This is a genomic window from Pseudomonas sp. NFACC02, from assembly GCF_900110765.1.
Lineage (GTDB): Bacteria > Pseudomonadota > Gammaproteobacteria > Pseudomonadales > Pseudomonadaceae > Aquipseudomonas.
In genome coordinates this window covers 69387-87478 of record NZ_FOEO01000015.1, presented here as the reverse complement: position 1 = coordinate 87478, position 18092 = coordinate 69387, and the positions used below count along the sequence as shown (strand labels likewise).

The 18092-nt window shown below is 56.8% G+C and carries 15 protein-coding genes and 1 other RNA gene; 7 read left to right on the top strand and 9 right to left on the bottom strand.

Annotated features, from left to right (window positions below):
* Positions 1-33: 33 nt before the first annotated feature.
* Entirely contained in the window at positions 34-1203 is a 1170-nt protein-coding gene (locus BMY73_RS14670) for a hypothetical protein (RefSeq protein ID WP_139214231.1), read from the top strand.
* A 193-nt stretch (positions 1204-1396) separates the two neighbouring features.
* Positions 1397-2155: a restriction endonuclease gene (locus tag BMY73_RS14665; RefSeq protein WP_092407932.1), complete on the top strand. Its 759-nt coding sequence runs from the start codon at positions 1397-1399 to the stop codon at positions 2153-2155.
* A gap of 483 nt (positions 2156-2638) precedes the next feature.
* Here the strand turns inward: BMY73_RS14665 and BMY73_RS14660 are convergent, their stop codons facing one another.
* The 6 genes from BMY73_RS14660 to BMY73_RS14635 form a co-directional block, all read right to left on the bottom strand.
* The gene (locus BMY73_RS14660) at positions 2639-3895 is read right to left on the bottom strand and encodes an integrase domain-containing protein (RefSeq protein ID WP_092407930.1); all 1257 of its coding nucleotides are present in this window, start codon (positions 3893-3895) and stop codon (positions 2639-2641) included.
* Between the two features lie 187 nt (positions 3896-4082).
* Positions 4083-4483: a transfer-messenger RNA gene (ssrA, locus tag BMY73_RS14655) on the bottom strand.
* 113 nt (positions 4484-4596) lie between these two features.
* Positions 4597-4887, bottom strand: a complete 291-nt coding sequence (locus BMY73_RS14650) for a hypothetical protein (RefSeq protein ID WP_092407928.1) — start codon at positions 4885-4887, stop codon at positions 4597-4599.
* A 208-nt stretch (positions 4888-5095) separates the two neighbouring features.
* The gene (locus tag BMY73_RS14645) at positions 5096-7906 is read right to left on the bottom strand and encodes an FAD-binding and (Fe-S)-binding domain-containing protein (protein WP_092407926.1); all 2811 of its coding nucleotides are present in this window, start codon (positions 7904-7906) and stop codon (positions 5096-5098) included.
* A 75-nt stretch (positions 7907-7981) separates the two neighbouring features.
* Positions 7982-9127, bottom strand: coding sequence for an FMN-dependent L-lactate dehydrogenase LldD (gene lldD / locus BMY73_RS14640; RefSeq protein WP_092407924.1), 1146 nt, complete (start codon positions 9125-9127; stop codon positions 7982-7984).
* 67 nt (positions 9128-9194) lie between these two features.
* On the bottom strand, positions 9195-10892 hold the full coding sequence (locus BMY73_RS14635; RefSeq protein WP_092407998.1) for a lactate permease LctP family transporter: 1698 nt from the start codon (positions 10890-10892) through the stop codon (positions 9195-9197).
* Between the two features lie 415 nt (positions 10893-11307).
* On the opposite strand from BMY73_RS14635, the gene BMY73_RS14630 reads away from it, so the two are divergent.
* On the top strand, positions 11308-12075 hold the full coding sequence (locus BMY73_RS14630) for a GntR family transcriptional regulator (RefSeq protein WP_062389791.1): 768 nt from the start codon (positions 11308-11310) through the stop codon (positions 12073-12075).
* Between the two features lie 133 nt (positions 12076-12208).
* Here the strand turns inward: BMY73_RS14630 and smpB are convergent, their stop codons facing one another.
* Positions 12209-12691, bottom strand: coding sequence for an SsrA-binding protein SmpB (gene smpB / locus BMY73_RS14625; protein ID WP_062389795.1), 483 nt, complete (start codon positions 12689-12691; stop codon positions 12209-12211).
* 128 nt (positions 12692-12819) lie between these two features.
* On the opposite strand from smpB, the gene BMY73_RS14620 reads away from it, so the two are divergent.
* Genes BMY73_RS14620 through BMY73_RS14610 form a run of 3 tightly spaced genes read left to right on the top strand, consistent with a single transcriptional unit; the run spans position 12820 to position 14978 of the window.
* Entirely contained in the window at positions 12820-14223 is a 1404-nt protein-coding gene (locus tag BMY73_RS14620; RefSeq protein ID WP_062390105.1) for a sodium-dependent transporter, read from the top strand.
* A gap of 7 nt (positions 14224-14230) precedes the next feature.
* Positions 14231-14665, top strand: a complete 435-nt coding sequence (locus tag BMY73_RS14615) for a type II toxin-antitoxin system RatA family toxin (RefSeq protein WP_062389798.1) — start codon at positions 14231-14233, stop codon at positions 14663-14665.
* A 4-nt stretch (positions 14666-14669) separates the two neighbouring features.
* Positions 14670-14978 (top strand): RnfH family protein, encoded by a 309-nt coding sequence (locus tag BMY73_RS14610; protein WP_092407996.1) that lies wholly within the window; start codon positions 14670-14672, stop codon positions 14976-14978.
* An 89-nt stretch (positions 14979-15067) separates the two neighbouring features.
* Here BMY73_RS14610 and BMY73_RS14605 read toward each other — a convergent pair whose 3' ends face one another.
* Entirely contained in the window at positions 15068-15592 is a 525-nt protein-coding gene (locus tag BMY73_RS14605) for an outer membrane protein assembly factor BamE (RefSeq protein ID WP_062389804.1), read from the bottom strand.
* Positions 15593-15690: 98 nt separating this feature from the next.
* Here BMY73_RS14605 and fur point away from each other — a divergent pair, with 98 nt between their 5' ends.
* Positions 15691-16104, top strand: a complete 414-nt coding sequence (gene fur / locus BMY73_RS14600; protein ID WP_062389807.1) for a ferric iron uptake transcriptional regulator — start codon at positions 15691-15693, stop codon at positions 16102-16104.
* Between the two features lie 64 nt (positions 16105-16168).
* Here fur and recN read toward each other — a convergent pair whose 3' ends face one another.
* A complete protein-coding gene (recN, locus tag BMY73_RS14595; RefSeq protein WP_092407922.1) occupies positions 16169-17842 on the bottom strand; it encodes a DNA repair protein RecN in 1674 nt (557 codons plus the stop codon).
* Positions 17843-18092: the final 250 nt, after the last annotated feature.

The window sequence follows — 18092 nt, the reverse complement described above, 5'->3', positions numbered from 1 at the left end:
CCATGCACAGCTTTTCAGCCAAAAGATTTTGAAATGGAATATTCAGTTATGAAACCATTAAGGCGCTCAATTCAAAGTAGCATTCACAGTGTAAAACCACCGGAGAGCGACCCTGAGTTTGAGGATATCTGTCTAGATCTTTTCAAATTCATACTGAAAGATCATAACGTAAAGATACATAACAAAATAAGCCCTAGCTATGTAACTTACAAAGGCACGAAAGGAGACAGACAATATGGGTTTGACATCAAATGCAAGGCAAGCCTAGCCGTAGCTCAATGCAAACTTGTTGAGGGCTTATATCCCAGCGACTTAGAGCAAGAACTTACTAAGCTCAAAAAATATCAAGGAGTTGTATCTCACTATTTTTTTCTTATTTCGAATGACAGAGTGAAATCCTCACTTCAAGTTTGGGTAGATGAAAAAAACAGTGAAACAGAAGAGAAGGCAAACGAAGATAAACGGTTCCCGGTCGAGCCGGCTGTCCGTCTTCCTTGGTTTCACATAATTGGCTGGACCGAGATCAGAAACTACCTTCTAGAAAGCACCCTGCTTTCACTTAAGTGGGGGGCTTTACAAAGCCTCACCAATAAATACCCTTACCTTCATGGTCTAGATATAAGCCGACTTAAAGTCGCAGTCGAAAATATTTACCAAGCTAGCGAAAGCCTCTCCTGCTCCATAGCCGTTTCAGGTTGTGAAAGCTTAACTAGCCAGCTAAACCATAATGAAATCTCCCAGCTTGGTCGTTCATCAAGAGTCAGCTTATTTACGCTTAATGGAGTTTCAGGTTTTATCAAGCTTTACGAAGAAGCCCATAAAATCGCGCAAACCTATCACGGCACACTTAAGAAGCTAGAGTCCGAAGATCCTATAACTTACGAAGAAGGTTTGAGTCAGCTAAACACTCTTTCTTTATACTCTGCGAGAATATTCGCCCTTCAGTATTTGCGAAGAGCATATCTTGCCGCCCTCGATTTGAATGACATACTATTTCGAGATGAAGGCTACTATCACGAGGAAACTTATGGAGAGGAAGGCGAGGGTGGCTTTGACGAATTTTTGACCGGATATTTGCTTTTCAATTTTAGTAATCCTGATGAAAATGATAGTCCGTGGTATATCAACCCAACACCAGTTCAAGAATCAGCCTCTACACTTGTTAAGATGTTGCAAAATATTCATATATATCAGGCCGAGTGAGGTTTTCAAGCAGTCCGAGAGCCCTTCTATAAGAATGCGTTATTTTTGAAGCGGTGTACGCTAGTGCCTACATCTGCAATCGTCTGATTTTGGTCCATTGCCACCGCATTAGAATAGGGATTCGAAGCCCTTCGGTAGCTCATCCGGACCGCTCACTCTGGGCGAATATTTAAACAAAAGGAATGTTGGGATAATGTGGAAATTTTCTGGAAATATTCAATATGCCTGCGATTGCTGTAGTTACAGTGATTCGATATCAATTGAGGACTTTGATATTGAATGTGTCGGCGGATCAGAAAGAGGCATGGGTCAAGAAAATATTTATGAGGTTTTTTATGGGTTCGATTGCATAAAATGCGAAGATACGATCTTCCTGAGTTTTGAAGTTTCAGAATATCCTGAAGGTCTATTAAATTTCGTCATCAATAACTCAAAAGGTGTAGAAACACTTGGTGAGCCTTGCATCGAGCATCTTAGGGAAATATACAGCGCGGAGGATCTGCTACTATTTTATGAGTCAATACAAGAACTAGTAATCGCATTACAAATGAGTCCGGTTCTGGTGCGAGAAATCACAGCGAGAGAGTTCGAAGAGGTCGTAACTGAAATTTTCAGAGCAAAGGGATTTGAGGTCGATTTAACTCAGAGAACCGCCGATGGGGGTAAAGATATAATTGCAATACATACGGACTCACTTGGCATTCGCAACAAATACTTCATTGAGTGCAAGCGCTATGCAGAGGATAATAAAATTGGCGTAGCATTGGTAAGAGCGCTGCAAGGAGTGAAAAATACAAAAGATGGACCGAATAAAACAATTTTAGTTACAACTTCTACATTTACATCTGGAGCCAAAAAATTTGTCGAACATGAAACGTCAAGCAAATGGGATGTGACTTTGGCGGATTATGACGTATTAGTTCGATGGCTGAATGATTACAAAGAGGTATAGAGACCGGTAGTAGATACTCAAAACGGGAGCCAAAATCCCAAGCCAGTAACCGTATGTTTTTGAGTTCGGTTAGAGAGCTTAAGTCGGATCGTTTTCACCTTCTGAACGTCTGCTTCTGGCCGGTTGAGCCCTTCAGTACTTGGCTGACGCACTCGCACTGAGTGGCACCCGCTGACACCCATCAACTGCAAACGGCTGGTCAGCGCGAATCCAAATAACTGGTCAGTGGCAATGCAATTAGGTGGTCAAGTGAGATGCAATTACGCAGAGCCCATGCGAGTGGGAATGCGGAGCCTTCCCGCTCGCGTGGGCTTGGCCGAGAAGCCCAAGAGTGAGGCTTGCAACGGCGACAGTCGCCACTTTTGTCGCCATGCTGCAGGCCAGGTATTGCGCGGGTTGTCGCCGGTGTCGCCGGTGTCGCCAAATCAACCATCACTCCATCTAAGGAGTCATTTTCGGTTACCGGCGGCGTCCGGCGAGCGCTCACCGTATCGGCACGACGTTGTGGTCCCTGGTTTGATTGATCGCAGATGCCGAGAGGTTGCCAGTGGCCGCTTTCTGGATGTGCTCACTCCACCAAGCCATCATCGGACGCCGGCGTTCGATGTAGTCAGCTCGGTTGTAAGCGCTTCGGACTTCGTCCTTGTCGACATGCGCCAGCGCGACTTCGATCAGCTCCGGATCCCATCCATGCTCGTTCAGGATGGTGCTGGCCATGGAGCGCATGCCGTGGCTCACCAAGCGGTCCTGGAAGCCCATGCGTTTCAACGCCATGTTGGCGGTCTGGCTGTTGGCGTGGGTGCGCGGATTTCTATCTGCCGGGAACACGTATTCCCTGTGGCCGCTGTGGGGCTTGAGCGCCTCCAGTAACGCGAGTGCCTGTTCGGTCAGCGGGATGGTGTGCGGACGACGCTTTTTCATGCGCTCCGGCGGGATGGTCCAGATGCGTTTGTCGAAGTCGATGTCTGCCCACCGGGTGGTAGCCGCTTCGGCAGGACGGGTCATGGTGTGCAGTTGCCATTCGATCAGGCAGCGGGTGATCCGCTTGATGCTGGCGTTCGCGATTTCGATCATGAGCTCGGAAAGCTCATCGGGTCGTAGCGCGGCCATGTTCTGTTTTTTGGGTTTCTTGAATACCGCCCGAATGCCACTGAGGGGGTTAGCGAAAATCAACCCGGAGTTCACCCCGTAGGTCATGATCTCGTTGAGCCGTTGGCTCAATCGCTTCACTGTCTCGAGGCTGCCTTTGGCCTCGATTGGGCGAAGCAGTTCGATGACCATCGGTGCGGTAATTTTCGAGAGCGGCGTTGTTTTCAGGTCTGGAAATACGTGCAGCGTGAGCGATCGCCAAATGTCCTCGGCGTACGCTGGCGTGACGGAGTCCTTCTTCAGCTCGAACCAGGCGGTGGCCACGTTCTCGAACGTGTGTTCCGTCTCCGCTCGTTTGGCTTCGTCCTGTGTATTGCGTTGCACCTTGGGGTCAATGCCTTGTGCAAGCAGCTCGCGCGCTTCAACCACTTTTTTCCTGGCGTTCGCTAGTGAGAGCTCTGGGTACGTGCCCAGCCCCATATTGATACGGTTTTTGGTTACCGGCTCGCGGTAGTTGAAGTTCCACAGCATCGAGCCATTGCTCCTGACTCGGAGCTGAAGGCCGTCACCATCGCTGAGGACGTAATCCTTGTCTTCTGCCTTGACTGCCTTGAGCTGGCGGTCGGAAAGGCGAAGGGCTGGAGCAGGCATGAGAGCTACCTCTGACACCGTTTTGGTATTCCAAAAAATAGCACCGGATGGCTTGGAATACCATTTGGAATACCCAAACGGCTGGAACTCAAAAAACCTCTCCAGCGCCAAATAGCGCTTAAGCCCTTGATTTTGCTGGATTTCAGGCAAAAAAAAAGACGTCCGTGGACGTCTTTAGTTGATCAAATGGTGGAGCCGGGGGGATTTGAACCCCCGTCCGCCAGTACTCCGCTTTCGGGCCTACATGCTTAGCCGTGTCTATTAAGTTAACCCTCAGCGACCCGACGGGCAGGGTGCTTTGGGCGAGCTGTGTAAGTTTTAGCCGATTCGTCCACAGCGTACTGCACGGCGATCCTGTTCTGTATGACAATCACTTCGGGTTTACAGGCATCCCCTGGTGATTGCTGGAGCCGAAGCTGCCAGAACCAATTAGTCTAGTGACTGCAATTAAGCAGCCATCAGATCCTTTTGGCCGTAGGTATCGTCATTGGCAACTATAGAAAGTTGCAACAGTGGATTTACGACTTCTGTTACCAAGTCGGCATGCCCCTAGAGTTTCATCACCGGCGTCGAATCCTAATCGGCCCCAATTCTGCTGCTCTAGCAGTCAGGTCGCAGAGTGTACCCGAATCAACGGGATACGTCACCCCGAGCCTTCGCGCAGATCGGCGGGCCGGCTCGTGGCCGGCCCAGGCCGGGCATTACTTGGCGGTACCGCCGTCGGAGCCGTCACCGCCGGTTTTGAGGTCGGTGATCTCTTTGGTGGTCAGCTCGATGCATTTTTTCTCATCGTGCGCGGCTTGAGCCTTTTCCGCAGCATCAATCGTTTTTTCCAGTTCAGCCTTGCTGTCAGCACTCAGGTTGGTGCTGGTGGACGTATGGGCGTCCTTCAGGGTCTGCAGGTTGGCGCCGCACAGGTCATCAGCAGCGAATACCGGGGAACCCATCAGTGCAGCGGTCAGAAACAATCCAGTCAGTGCTGTGCGCTTCATGTGTATCTCCTTAAGCCTGTGGACTCGGTATGGCCGGTTCAATGAGGCGCATGTCCGAGATAGAGGAATAAGCGTCCCGTGGTGTGGCGCTTAAAGAGATGGACTGCCCTCGTACGCAGGGGTTCTATTTATTTTCGAAGTGGTGTGAAAAAGCCATGTTGCAGAATGTGTCATCCAAATGGGGCGAAAATCGCCCCATTTGGGTGCATCAAGCGGATCTTGGTTTTGTCACGCGGTCGACCAGATACACCAGTCCGTGGTAGTCGATCCCGCCGTGTTGCGTCAGACCGATCTCGCAGGTGCGGCTGGTGGAGATGCCTTCGCTGCAATACTGGACGGCATCCTTCAGGGTGCGCAGTGAATGGGCGTTGAGCTCGGGCGTCGTGAAGCCTTTATCGCCTGCAAACCCACAGCAATGAATGCCTTCGGGAATGACGACGTTGACGCTGCACAGCCGGGCCAGCTCGACCAGCGCCTGGCTTTCGCCAAGGTGTTGAGTGCTGCACGTGACGTGTACCGCGACGGCTTCCTGTTGCGGGGTAAACACCAGTTTGTCCAGCAGATGGGTGCGAATGAAGCGGACGGGATCGTAAAGGTCGAGGCGCGTGTCCTTCAAATCCTGAACCAGTCGAAGCGTGCAGGGGCTGGTGTCGCAGTAGATCGGGTCGAGCCCTCCACGACTGGCTTTGATCAGCGCCGCAAGCAGTTGCTGACGCTTTTCCTCCGCCTGCTCTGCGTAGCCTTTGGAAGCGAAAGGCTGGCCGCAGCACAGGCTGTCCTGGTCGTCGGGGAACACCACTTGATAGCCGGCTTTTTCCAGCAGGCCGCGGGTTTTGTCCATCAAGGACATTTGTTCATGGTCCGTGGCGGCCGGGCCCATGACCCGAGAAACGCAGGCGGCGAGGTAGACCACCCGCGGGCGTTGATCGTCAGCAGGAGGCGTGAAGCGAATGGCGTTCTCCGGCTGTGGCATGGCGGGTGTCCATTGCGGCACGCGGCCCGAAGAGGCCTTGGTTAGCGCGGCCGACACCTTCGCCAGCCGTGGCGCGCCCAATAGCATACGTGCGCCGTTAGCGGCATGGAGCGTGAAGCGCGCGCCTTTGAGCGCCGTCGTGAAGTGATGCGCCAGCCAGACGGCGGTCTTGCCGTGCGTGGCTTCTTGTCCCCGCAGCTTTTTCACCAGTTCCCCGGTGTTGATGCCCACCGGGCAGCGCTGTGCGCACAACCCGGTGGCGGCGCACGTCTCGATGCCCTGATAGTGGTAATCGCGTTCAAGTTCGGTGGTGTCGGTGCCGGCGCGTTTTTTGGCCTGGATGTCGCGCCACATGACGATGCGCTGGCGCGGGCTCAGGGTCAGTCCTTTCGACGGGCAGACCGGCTCGCAGAAGCCGCACTCGATGCATTTGTCGACGATGGCGTCGGCAGCCGGCATCGGTTTGAGGTGCTTGAGGTGGATCTGTGGGTCTTCGCTGAGCACCACGTCAGGGTTGAGGATGCCGTGGGGGTCGAGCAAGCGCTTGAGTTGCCACATCAGTTGATAGGCATCGCTGCCCCATTCGAGCTCCACGAATGGGGCCATGTTGCGCCCGGTGCCGTGCTCGGCCTTGAGGGAGCCGTTGAATTCAACGGCAACCAGTTGCGTCACGTCGTCCATGAAGGCCGAGTAGCGGGCGACTTCCTCAGGATCGTTGAACCCTTGGGTAAAGACGAAGTGCAGATTACCCTCCAGTGCGTGGCCGAACAGGATGGCTTCGTCGTAGTGATGTTTGTCGAACAGCTCGATCAGGCGTCGCACGCCGATCGCCAACTGCTCGACGGGGAAGGTGACGTCTTCGATGATCACCGTGGTGCCCGTTTCGCGTACGGCGCCGACGGCGGGGAACGTGTCTTTACGTATGGCCCACAGGCGGGCGTTCTCGGTGGGGTCTTCCGTGAAGTCCACTCGCTTTTCAACCGGAAAGTGCGCGATCGAGGCCATGATCTGCGCCAGTTGTTCGTGCAGTAAAGGCTGGGTCGCCGCGCGGGCTTCGATCAGCAACGCGCAGGCGTTTTCCGACAGCTCACGCACGAACGCGGGCATGCCCGGTTTGTTCTGGACCGAGCGCATGCTGCGCCGGTCAAGCAATTCGACGGCAGAGACGGGCTGGGTTTTCAGCACGGTGACCGCATTGCAGCAGGTTTCCACATCGGGAAACACGATCAGCGCAGACGCCTTGTTCGGGTGATCGAGCACGGTGTCGTAGGTCACTGCGCTGATGAACCCTAGCGTGCCTTCGGAGCCGACCAGCAGGTGGCTGAGGATATCGAGGGGTTCTTCGAAGTCGACCAGCGCGTTAAGTGACAGGCCGGTGGTGTTTTTAAGCCGGTACTTGTGACGAATCTTTGCGGCGAGCTCGGTGTTGGCGCGGGTTTCGCGACCCAGTTCGCGCAGACGCTCGAGCAGCGTGGCGTGAGTGGCACGGAATGCCGAGACGCTTTGGGCGTCTTCGGTATCGATGCGCGTGCCGTCGGCCAGCACCAGTCGCATGCCTGCGAGGGTGTGATAGGTGTTTTGCGCCGTGCCGCAGCACATGCCGCTGGAATTGTTGGCGACGATGCCGCCAATCTTCGCCGCATTGATGGAGGCCGGGTCAGGCCCGATTTTGCGTCCGAACGGTGCCAGCCAGGCGTTGGCCTGCGCGCCTATCACGCCCGGTTGAAGGCGAATCTGTTCGCCTTCACGACGGACTTCGCGCCCGTTCCAGTTATCGCCGAGCACGATCAGCACCGAGTCGCTGATGGCCTGACCCGACAGGCTGGTGCCGGCGGCACGAAACGTCACGGGAACGTGATCCACCTGCGCCAGCTTGAGCAACGTGACCACTTCTTCTTCGGATTCGACGCGGATCACCAGTTGGGGGATCAGCCGGTAAAAGCTGGCGTCCGTGCCAAAGGCAAGTGTCGACAACGGGTCGTCGAAACGGCGGTTGGCAGGGATCAGGCGCTTCACATCGTCCAGGAACGAGGCGGGCAGGCTCATACGGTTTTCCTCACGGGATCATCATCGTGGCGCCGCGGCATCTGGCGTGCCGCGTGCGTTTTCTAAAGCGTGCGCTCAGGCGCCGAGCTCACGAACCAGCGAGTCTCGGGTGATTTCGCTGACGGATTTGGCGCCCGTCAGCACCATGGCCACGCGCATTTCCTTTTCGAACAGTTCGAGCAAATGTTTCACGCCTGCTTCACCGTGGGTGGCGAGGGCGTAAATGAACGCGCGGCCGATCAATACGGCGTCGGCGCCCATGGCAATCATGCGCACCACGTCCAGGCCGCTGCGAATACCCGAGTCGGCCAGAATCTTGATCTCGCCCTTTACGGCGTCAGCGATGGCGGGCAACGCACGGGCGCTGGACAGCACGCCGTCGAGCTGACGACCGCCGTGGTTGGAGACGACGATGCCATCCGCGCCGAATTTTACGGCGTCGCGGGCGTCTTCAGGGTCGAGGATGCCTTTGATGATCATCGGGCCGTCCCAGAAGTCGCGAATCCATTCCAGGTCTTTCCACGAGATCGACGGATCGAAGTTGTTTCCGAGCCAGGCGATGTAATCCGTCAGACCGGTGGGGTTGCCGCGATAGGCCGACACGTTACCCAGATCATGTGGACGGCCGTTCACGCCGACGTCCCAAGCCCATTGCGGATGGGTCATGGCTTGCAAGACGCGACGGATCGGGCCGTTCTTGCCGCTCATGCCTGAGTGCAGGTCGCGATAGCGGGCGCCAGGCACCGGCATGTCCACGGTGAACACCAGGGTCTTGACCCCGGCGGCTTTGGCGCGCTCCAGGGCGTTGCGCATGAAGCCGCGGTCCTTGAGGACGTAAAGCTGGAACCACATGGGGCGGTCGATGGCCGGGGCCACTTCTTCGATCGGGCAGAGCGAGACGGTCGACAGCGTGAACGGAATGCCTTTGGACGCTGCAGCGCGGGCGGCCTGCACTTCGCCACGGCGGGCGTACATGCCGCACAGGCCGACCGGCGCCAGCACCACGGGCATGCTCAGGGTTTCATCGAACAGTCGGGTTTCCAGACTGAGCTCGGACATGTTCTTGAGCACGCGCTGGCGCAAGGCAATCTCGGACAGGTCCGAGACGTTGTGCCGCAGCGTGTGTTCGGCGTAGGCGCCGCCGTCGGCGTAATGAAAGAGAAACGGAGGCAGCTTGCGTTGCGCAGCGGCGCGATAATCGGTGGAAGCAGAAATGATCATGGGGTCTCGCATCATTGAGTGAGCGGGGCAGCGTCGGGTGCGGTCAACACACCCGACGCTCGTCTCGTTAATGAACCAGCATGCCGGTCAGCCAGTACGCCTGAACGTAGGTGATGCAGCCCACGATGGCCGCGAAGAAGATGCTGTGCTTGAGCGTGAAACGGAACAGGTCCGATTCCTTGCCGACCAGACCGGTCGCGGCACAGGCCACGGCGATCGACTGCGGGGAAATCATCTTGCCCGTCACGCCGCCGCTGGAGTTGGCTGCAACCATCAGCACATCACTGACACCCAATTGGTGAGCGGTGGTCGCTTGCAGCGAGCCAAACAAGGCGTTGGATGAGGTGTCGGACCCGGTCAGGAACACGCCGAGCCAGCCGAGGAATGGCGAGAAGAACGGGAATGCAGCACCCGTACCGGCCAGGACCAGCGCCAGTGTCGACGACATGCCGGAGTAGTTCATGACGAAGGCGAAGGCCAGCACCATGCCGATGGACACGATGGCCCAGCGCAGCTCGATCAGCGTCTCTTTGAAAGTGGTAATACCGGTTTTGGCGCTGATACGAAGTACGATCATTGCCAGAATCGCCGAGATCAGGATGGCGCTGCCTGAAGCCGCCAGCAGATCGAACTTGTACACCGCAGGCATCGCGGTGGCGTTCGCGACAATCGGAGCACCTTTCATGACCAGTTGATCCAGGTGTGGAACCGGGAAGTTCATGGTCAGCGACGCCAACGGCCCACCAGCGGCAAACAGGGCCTTGAACGGCTTCAAGGTCCAGATCGTCACGATGACGGTCAGAATCAGGAACGGTGACCAGGCCTTGATGATGGTGCCCGTGGAGTACGGGGATTTCTTGGTGGTGCGTGGCTGACCGAAGCCGCCAGGACCGCCACCCATCACGACGGCACCGCCGCCAGCGCTTGCCACTTGCATGTCGGCTGCGCGAGCCGGCTGCCAGACTTTCAGGAAGAACGTCAGTGATACCAGGCTGACCAGCGCCGAGGTGATGTCCGGCAATTCCGGTCCGATGAAGTTGGACGTCAGGAACTGCACGATGGCGAAGCTGCCACCGGCCACCAGCGCGGCTGGCCAGGTTTCCTTCACGCCTTTCACGCCGTCCATCATGAACATCAGCCAGAACGGTACGAAGACCGACAGCAGCGGCAATTGACGGCCGGCCATTGCACCGATCTTGAATGCGTCGATGCCAGAGACCTGACCGGCGACGATGATCGGAATGCCCAGCGCCCCAAATGCAACCGGTGCGGTGTTCGCGATCAGACACAAACCTGCGGCGTACAGCGGGTTCAAGCCAAGGCCTACCAGCAAGGCTGCGGTAATCGCTACCGGAGCACCGAAGCCTGCCGCACCTTCCAGAAAAGCGCCGAAGCAGAACCCGATCAGCAGGACTTGCAGGCGTTGATCGTCAGTGATCGACATGACCGAGCTGCGAATGATCTCGAACTGGCCGCTCTTGACCGTCAGTTTGTAGAGGAACACGGCGGCAACGATGATCCACGCGATCGGCCACAAGCCGTACAGGAACCCGTAGATCGCCGAAGCGACTGCCATGTCGGCTGGCATCTGAAATGCGAAGATCGCGATCAGGACGGCAAGCAACAACGTGATAGCGCCTGCAATGTGACCTTTGAGCCGGAATACGGCCAGCGCCAGGAAGAAGAACACAATGGGAATGACAGCAGCAAATGCCGATAGGCCCAGGCTGCCGAGAGGTGTGTAGAGCTGTTGCCAGGTTTGCATGTAGGAGGCCCCTAATTGTTGTTGGTTAGGCCCGGTGTCCATGCTTTGCGTGCGCTGCTCCTGCAGGGACGACAGTCTGTCGTCCTGCCGGGGCTGACGAACGAAGTCGCACAGCTCACCAGCTCAAGCGTTCCGCCGTCGCGAATTGCTTGCGGCGCGTCGTGGAGGATGACCACTAGTCGCCGGCATTCATAAATTGGTAATACCAATTTACAATGTCTTGTCGCTAGGTTAAAAGCCTTGGCATTGATGTGTCAATTTAAGGCTCTAGAACTTTTGTAGCAGTTATCCAGGTTTTCGCCTGAATCGGAGATTTGTCCTACATCTGCTGGGTGAATGTCTGATCACAATCGGCGAGAATAATCGCCCCCCGCCGTCGTGTCGGACGGGGCAGATGAGGATGTGGAGAAAGGGGATGGGCTTCGATCAGGTGCGTCAGCGCCGCTTGTCAGACGATATTGTCGAACAGCTCGAGAGGATGATTCTTGAAGGCACGCTGAGGGCGGGGGAACGCTTGCCGGCCGAGCGTGCGTTGGCCGAGCAGTTCGGCGTGTCGCGTCCGTCCCTGCGCGAAGCGATTCAGAAGCTCACCGCAAAAGGGCTGCTGGTCAGTCGTCAGGGTGGCGGCAATTACGTCGTGGAGAGTCTGGGTTCGACCTTCAGCGATCCGTTGCTGCATCTTTTGGAAGGCAGCGCCGAGGCGCAGCGCGACCTGTTGGAATTCCGGCACACCCTCGAAGCGTCTTGTGCGTACTACGCCGCGATTCGTGCCACGGACGTCGACCGCTCACGGCTGCGCGAGGCCTTTGACGCCTTGCAGGACTGCTATGCGCGGGTCGATGAGGTCAGCCGTGCGGAAGAGGGCGCGGCCGATGCCAATTTCCACCTGGCGATTGCCGAGGCCAGCCACAACGCGGTGTTACTGCACACCATTCGCGGTCTGTTCGATCTTCTGCGGCGCAACGTCGTGACCAACATCGGCGGCATGTACAAGCAACGCTCAGAGACCCGTGACATGCTGATCAATCAGCATCGGGAGCTGTATCTGGCGATTATCGAAGGTCGGGCGGACGACGCCCGGGAAGTGTCCAGTCGACATCTGCTGTACGTGCAGGAAGTGCTGGAAGAGGTGCGTCAGCAGGTGCAGCGCACGGCGCGGGCCGAGCGGCGTAACGGGATCTGATTGATAGAGCCCTGTAGGAGCGCGCTTGCCCGCGATGTCGGTCTGTCAGTCACGAATATATCGTCTGACACCCTGCAATCGCGGGCAAGCGCGCTCCTACAGGTCTGGCGCAGACCGTAGAAACCCGAAAGATTCAGTCTTCCTTGCCCTTGTTCCGCACGGCACGTTGCAGCTCGCGATTGGAGTCGCGTTCGCGCTCGGTATCACGCTTGTCGTATTCCTTCTTGCCTTTACCCAGAGCGATTTCGCACTTGATCAAGTGCGCCTTCCAGTAAAGGGCGAGGGCGACCGCGGTGTACCCTTTCTGCGCAACAGCAGCGTTGAGCCTTTCCAGCTCGCGCTTGTTGAGCAGCAGTTTACGGGTGCGTGTCGGGTCAGCGATGACGTGGGTACTGGCTGTCGTCAGCGGCGTGATATGGCTGCCCATCAGCCAGGCTTCACCGTCCTTGAGCAGCACGTAACTGTCCACCAACTGCACCTTGTTGGCACGCAGGCTTTTTACTTCCCAACCGGCCAGGACCAGACCGGCCTCGAACTTGTGTTCGATGAAGTAATCGTGACGCGCCTTTTTATTTTGCGCGATGGTCCCTGTGGGATGTTTCTTGAGCTTAGCCATAGGCGACGCATTATAGGGATCAACGGTGCTCTCGGCTACGGGCTCGACGACGTGAAGCGGTGTGCTTGAGCACGTTGAGTGAATCCCGGACAATGCGCGATCTTTTTTGCGTGTTGGACGTGTCAACGATGTCGACGGACAAGGTTTCGGTTCACGGCAGCTGGGCGAGCCGCTGGGTATTTATCCTGGCCGCCACCGGCTCGGCTGTGGGCTTGGGAAGCATATGGAAATTTCCCTACATGGTCGGCGTCTACGGCGGCGGTGCATTCGTGCTTGTGTTTCTGGCCTGTATCGCGTTGATCGGCATTCCGGTGATGATGGCCGAAACCCTGATCGGCCGTCGTGCCCGCCAAAGTCCGGCCAATGCGTTGAAGGTGCTGGCGCTGGAAGCGAAGCATTCGAGCAAATGGTCCTGGGGCGCATTTGCGGGAATGATCACTGCGCTGCTGATTCTCTCTTTTTACAGTGTCGTGGGTGGTTGGTCGCTCGAATACATCATCGATGTTGGCAAGGGCGACTTTCAGGCCGTCACGCCGGATGGCGTCGGCGCGTTCTTTGGCGAGATGATCGCCGATCCATGGCGTCTGGTGGCGTGGCACACGCTGTTCATGCTGCTGTCGGCGATCACCATTGCCAAGGGCGTCAATGCCGGTCTTGAACGAAGTCTGCGTATCCTGATGCCGCTGCTGTTCGTGCTGATGGTGATTCTGCTGGGCTACAGCCTGACCACCGGGCACTTCATGGAAGGGGTGCATTTCATGTTCGACTTCACGCCCGAGAAACTCCTCGACGGATTGCTGCCTGCCATGGGGCATGCATTCTTTTCGCTGAGCGTCGGTGTAGGTTCGATCATGATATATGGCGCCTACATGACCAAAGAGGCCTCGATCAGCGCGACGGTGGTCGGTGTGGCACTGCTGGACACCTTCGTTTCGTTGCTCGCCGGTCTGGCATTGTTTCCGATTGTGTTCGCAGCCGGGCTGAACCCCAGTGAAGGTCCGGGCCTGATGTTCGTCACCTTGCCTTACGCGTTTGGTAACGTAGCGTTCGGCACGGTCATGGGGGTGGTGTTCTTCATTCTCGTCGCCGTGGCAGCCTGGAGTTCGGCCATCTCGCTTCTGGAGCCGATGGTTGCCTACCTGGTGGAGCGCACCCGGGTGCGTCGTGGTTGGGTAACGTTCTGGCTGTCGTTCATCTGTTGGTTCGTGGGGCTGGGAACAGTGTTCTCGTTCAACATCTGGAAGCAGGCCAAATTTTTCGTGAACGAAGGCGGCGCGTTTCATCTCTACCAGTGGGGCGCGACGGCGGGTCTGGATTTCTTCGGCGTGATCGATTTCTTCACGTCGAGGATCATGCTGCCGCTGGGTGGATTGTGCTTTGTGATTTTCGCAGGTTGGGTGATGGGCCGTGAGGCCGTGCGCGACGAGCTGTCCGTGCGCAGTCCGGTTCTGTTCGCTCTAACGTTCTTTTTGATGCGCTATGTGGCGCCGATCGGCATTCTGATTGTCTTTGCCGCTCAGCTTTGGAAATGACGCTGACATGACTACGCATATTCAACGTTCGGCCCTGTTGCCGTATCCCGCTCAGGCGCTGTACGACCTGGTCAACGACGTGGCTCGCTATTCGGAGTTTCTGCCCTGGTGCTCTGGTGCAACGGTTCTGGAGCAGAACGACACGATGATGCGTGCCCGCGTCGAGGTGGCCAAAGGCGGTCTGAGCCAGCATTTTGTGACGCGCAATACGCTGACGCCCGGGCAGATGATCGAGATGAATCTGGAGGAAGGGCCGTTCAGCCAGTTGCACGGCATCTGGACCTTCAAGGCGCTGGGCGAGAAAGCCTGCAAGATCAGCCTGGATCTGTCCTTCGATTATTCCGGTTCCATCGTGCGTGCCACGCTGGGCCCCTTGTTCAATCAGGCCGCCAATACGCTGGTCGATGCCTTCTGCCAGCGCGCTAAAGAGTTACATGCCTGAGAGGATGATCACCGTCGAAGTGGTGTACGCCGCTGTCGATCGTCAGGAGTTGCTCAGGATCGAGGTGCCTGACGGGACCACTGTGTCGGGGGCTGTCAAGGCCTCCGGGATCGCCGAGCATTTCGCGGATGTGCCGTTCGACCAGTGCGCGCTTGGAATATTCGGCAAGGTCATTCCTGATCCTTCAACGCGTCGAGTAGAGGAGGGCGACCGGGTCGAAATCTACCGCCCGCTTCTGGCTGACCCGAAAGAAGTGCGCCGGTTGCGCGCGGAGAAGGCCGCGAAGGCCAAAAAACAGCAAACGCCGATTTAACGTTCTCATCGCTTCGATAGAAAGGCGTAAAAAAGCCCGGCACTGCCGGGCTTTCGTTTTTTGCAGCTGCTGTTGGCAGCCCGCGAGGATCAGCGTGGATTGGTATCCAGCGGTTCCTGGGTCGGGACCGGAACGGTTTCGACCTTGTCGACATCGTTCTGGATTTGCTCGAGCAGAGAGCCAGGTTTTGGCGGCTCTTCCTTCGGCTGCTGCTCCCCTTTGTTTTCGGGGGTTGTGGTGGTGTCGCTGCTCTTGCCGAGGATGGCTTCGTCGCGGCTCACGCCTGGTTTGAAGTCACCGGAAAGGCTTGCCAGCTGATCGTTACTATTGAAGATCAGGCTGACACGTTCCTGTTGGCGTTCACCGCCGCCGGGCTGAAGGCTGTACAGGTAGTCCCAGCGATCAGGGTGAAAGGTGTCGGTCAACAAGGGGTTGCCCATGATAAACCTTACTTGCCGACGGGTCATTCCCGGCCGTAACTGGTCTATCATGTCCTGCGTGACGACATTGCCCTGTTGGATGTCGATTTTATAAACCCCGGGGAATGAACAACCGGCGAGTGCGAGCAGTCCCACGAAGGTGAAACTGGTTAGCAAGAGCTTGGTGTTTTGCATCGGTGGGCGACTTCCACTATCTTGGCTGGGACAACGTAAACCCCGATCATACCTGCATTAAGAGAAGCTGCGAAGCAGCGTCTGCGAGAAAGCTGACCATGGTTGAAAATAGCGAACTACGCAAAGCTGGACTTAAAGTGACTCTGCCACGGGTCAAGATCCTTCAAATGCTCGATTCTGCCGAGCAGCGCCACATGAGCGCGGAGGACGTCTACAAGGCACTTATGGAGGCCAACGAAGACGTCGGTCTGGCAACGGTTTACCGTGTTTTGACTCAGTTCGAAGCAGCCGGGTTGGTGGTTCGCCACAACTTCGATGGCGGTCATGCCGTATTTGAACTCGCCGATGGAGGCCACCACGATCACATGGTGAACGTGGAGTCCGGTGAGGTGATCGAATTCTTCGACGAAGAAATCGAGAAGCTGCAGAAAGCCATTGTGACCAAGCATGGCTTTGAGCTGGTGGATCACAATCTGGTGCTTTACGTCCGTAAGAAAGAGAAGCTGGCCTGAGTCTTTTTCGGATACAAAAAAGGCGACCCTCGGGACGCCTTTTTTAATTTCAGCCGGGCCGTTTTCAGGATTTGGCGGTAATCACCATCTTTTTCGCATGGGCCAGGGATTCCTTGGTCAGGTCGATCCCGCCCAGCATCCTCGCGACTTCTTCCACGCGCTCGCTCTTGCTCAGTTTGGAAACGGCGGTGCGCGTCACGTCTTCCTCGCGAACCTTGTGCACGAACAAGTGCTGATGCCCTTGCGCCGCGACTTGTGGCAAATGGGTGACGGTCATGACCTGGCCACGCTCACCCAGCCTGCGCAGCAGCTGTCCGACGATCTCTGCCGTCGGGCCGCCGATGCCGACGTCGACTTCATCGAAGACCAGTGTCGGCACGCGTGAGGTCTGTGCGGTAATGACCTGAATCGCCAGGCTGATCCGGGAGAGTTCACCGCCAGAGGCCACTTTGGCCAGTGCCTTGAGCGGTTGCCCGGGGTTGGCGCTGACGAGCAGCTCGACCTGCTCAAGGCCATGAGGCGACAGCTCTTTGTCCGCGTTTCCACGCAATTCAATGTTGAAGCGGCCGCCCGGCATGCCCAGGCGTTGAATTTCGTGCTCCACGGCATGGGCCAGTTCGGGGGCTGCACGGTGGCGAAGGTCGCTCAGCTCGCGGGCCTTTTCCTGATAGTGGCGGGCATACGCGCCGAGTTCGTGCTCCAGGCGTTCGACAGCTTCATCGTTGGCGTTCAGCGTTTCGATCTCGTCCAGCAGCTTCTGATGCAAGGCCGGCACTTCGGCTGGCTGAACCCTGTGCTTGCGGGCAAGCGTGTAGATGGTGTCCAGACGTTCTTCAATTTGTTGCAGGCGCGCGGGGTCGGCTTCGAAACGATCCAGGAAACGATTGATTTCGCCGACGGCTTCTTCCACCTGAATCTGTGCGCTGGAAAGCAGATTGGTCGCTTCATTCAGCGCATCTGGCGAGTTGTTTACGCTGGTCAGCCGGTTGAGGCTCGCGGTCAGGGCGTTCAGTGCATTGCCTGAGTCACTTTCGCTGCACAGTTCGACGACTTGCCGGCAGATGCCCAGCAAGCTCTCAGCGTTCGTCAGCGTGGTGTGTTCCTGCTCCAGATGTTCAAGCTCGTTTTCGCCCAGGCTCAGGCTTTCGAGTTCTTCCAGCTGATAACTCAATAGCTGGTGCTTGGCCCGTTGCTCGTCCCCGGAGTTGGCCAGTTGCTCAAGCTCCTGACGCGTCTGGCGCCAGCGTTGGGCAGCCAGTTGTACCTGACGCGCGAGATCGGTGGCGCCCGCATATTCGTCCAGCAGCCGACGATGAGTGTCGGTTTTAAGGAGCGACTGGTGCTCGTGCTGGCTATGAATATCGATCAGCAGTTCACCCAAGGCTTTCAAGTCGCCCTGTGGGCAGGGGGTGCCGTTTATATAAGAGCGCGAACGGCCCTCGGCAGTGATTACCCTGCGAAGAATGCAGGGGCCGTCGGTTTCGAGGTCGCGATCCTTGAGCCAGGCGTCCGCTTCCGGGATGTCGGACACATCGAAGGTCGCCAGGATGTCGGCCTTGTCGGCGCCCGGTCTCACTACGCCGCTGTCTGTACGATCTCCCAGCGTCAGGCCGAGCGCGTCGAGCATGATCGACTTCCCGGCACCGGTTTCACCGGTGATCACGCTCATGCCGCGATCCAGTTCCAGATCGAGATGTTCAACGATGGCGTAGTTATGTATGGACAGGTGCACCAGCATACGGGCGGCTCCCAAGCGATTTGTCTGGTTATTTATACAGTGTTTTGCTTTGGGCTGACAATGCCCGGCGTTAGCTCGATTTGGCAGGGTCAGGATATTTCTTAGCACCTATTGTCGAGGTTGGTTGGCCGGAATCCCGAAATAGACCATGTCGGAATATTTGTAGGGTTATTCACCCCATCCTGCATCGAAACCCCTTGAAGCCGAAAATTACGGCCCCATATAGCCCGGCAGAAGCGTGAGTTCGGCT

What these genes read in the sequence shown, in the direction of transcription:
- BMY73_RS14670 (WP_139214231.1), top strand. Translation starts at nt 34, where the DNA reads ATGGAATATTCAGTTATGAAACCATTAAGGCGCTCAATTCAAAGTAGC.
- BMY73_RS14665 (WP_092407932.1), top strand. Translation starts at nt 1,397, where the DNA reads ATGTGGAAATTTTCTGGAAATATTCAATATGCCTGCGATTGCTGTAGT.
- BMY73_RS14660 (WP_092407930.1), bottom strand. Translation starts at nt 3,895, where the DNA reads ATGCCTGCTCCAGCCCTTCGCCTTTCCGACCGCCAGCTCAAGGCAGTC.
- BMY73_RS14650 (WP_092407928.1), bottom strand. Translation starts at nt 4,887, where the DNA reads ATGAAGCGCACAGCACTGACTGGATTGTTTCTGACCGCTGCACTGATG.
- BMY73_RS14645 (WP_092407926.1), bottom strand. Translation starts at nt 7,906, where the DNA reads ATGAGCCTGCCCGCCTCGTTCCTGGACGATGTGAAGCGCCTGATCCCT.
- lldD (WP_092407924.1), bottom strand. Translation starts at nt 9,127, where the DNA reads ATGATCATTTCTGCTTCCACCGATTATCGCGCCGCTGCGCAACGCAAG.
- BMY73_RS14635 (WP_092407998.1), bottom strand. Translation starts at nt 10,892, where the DNA reads ATGCAAACCTGGCAACAGCTCTACACACCTCTCGGCAGCCTGGGCCTA.
- BMY73_RS14630 (WP_062389791.1), top strand. Translation starts at nt 11,308, where the DNA reads ATGGGCTTCGATCAGGTGCGTCAGCGCCGCTTGTCAGACGATATTGTC.
- smpB (WP_062389795.1), bottom strand. Translation starts at nt 12,691, where the DNA reads ATGGCTAAGCTCAAGAAACATCCCACAGGGACCATCGCGCAAAATAAA.
- BMY73_RS14620 (WP_062390105.1), top strand. Translation starts at nt 12,820, where the DNA reads ATGTCGACGGACAAGGTTTCGGTTCACGGCAGCTGGGCGAGCCGCTGG.
- BMY73_RS14615 (WP_062389798.1), top strand. Translation starts at nt 14,231, where the DNA reads ATGACTACGCATATTCAACGTTCGGCCCTGTTGCCGTATCCCGCTCAG.
- BMY73_RS14610 (WP_092407996.1), top strand. Translation starts at nt 14,670, where the DNA reads ATGATCACCGTCGAAGTGGTGTACGCCGCTGTCGATCGTCAGGAGTTG.
- BMY73_RS14605 (WP_062389804.1), bottom strand. Translation starts at nt 15,592, where the DNA reads ATGCAAAACACCAAGCTCTTGCTAACCAGTTTCACCTTCGTGGGACTG.
- fur (WP_062389807.1), top strand. Translation starts at nt 15,691, where the DNA reads ATGGTTGAAAATAGCGAACTACGCAAAGCTGGACTTAAAGTGACTCTG.
- recN (WP_092407922.1), bottom strand. Translation starts at nt 17,842, where the DNA reads ATGCTGGTGCACCTGTCCATACATAACTACGCCATCGTTGAACATCTC.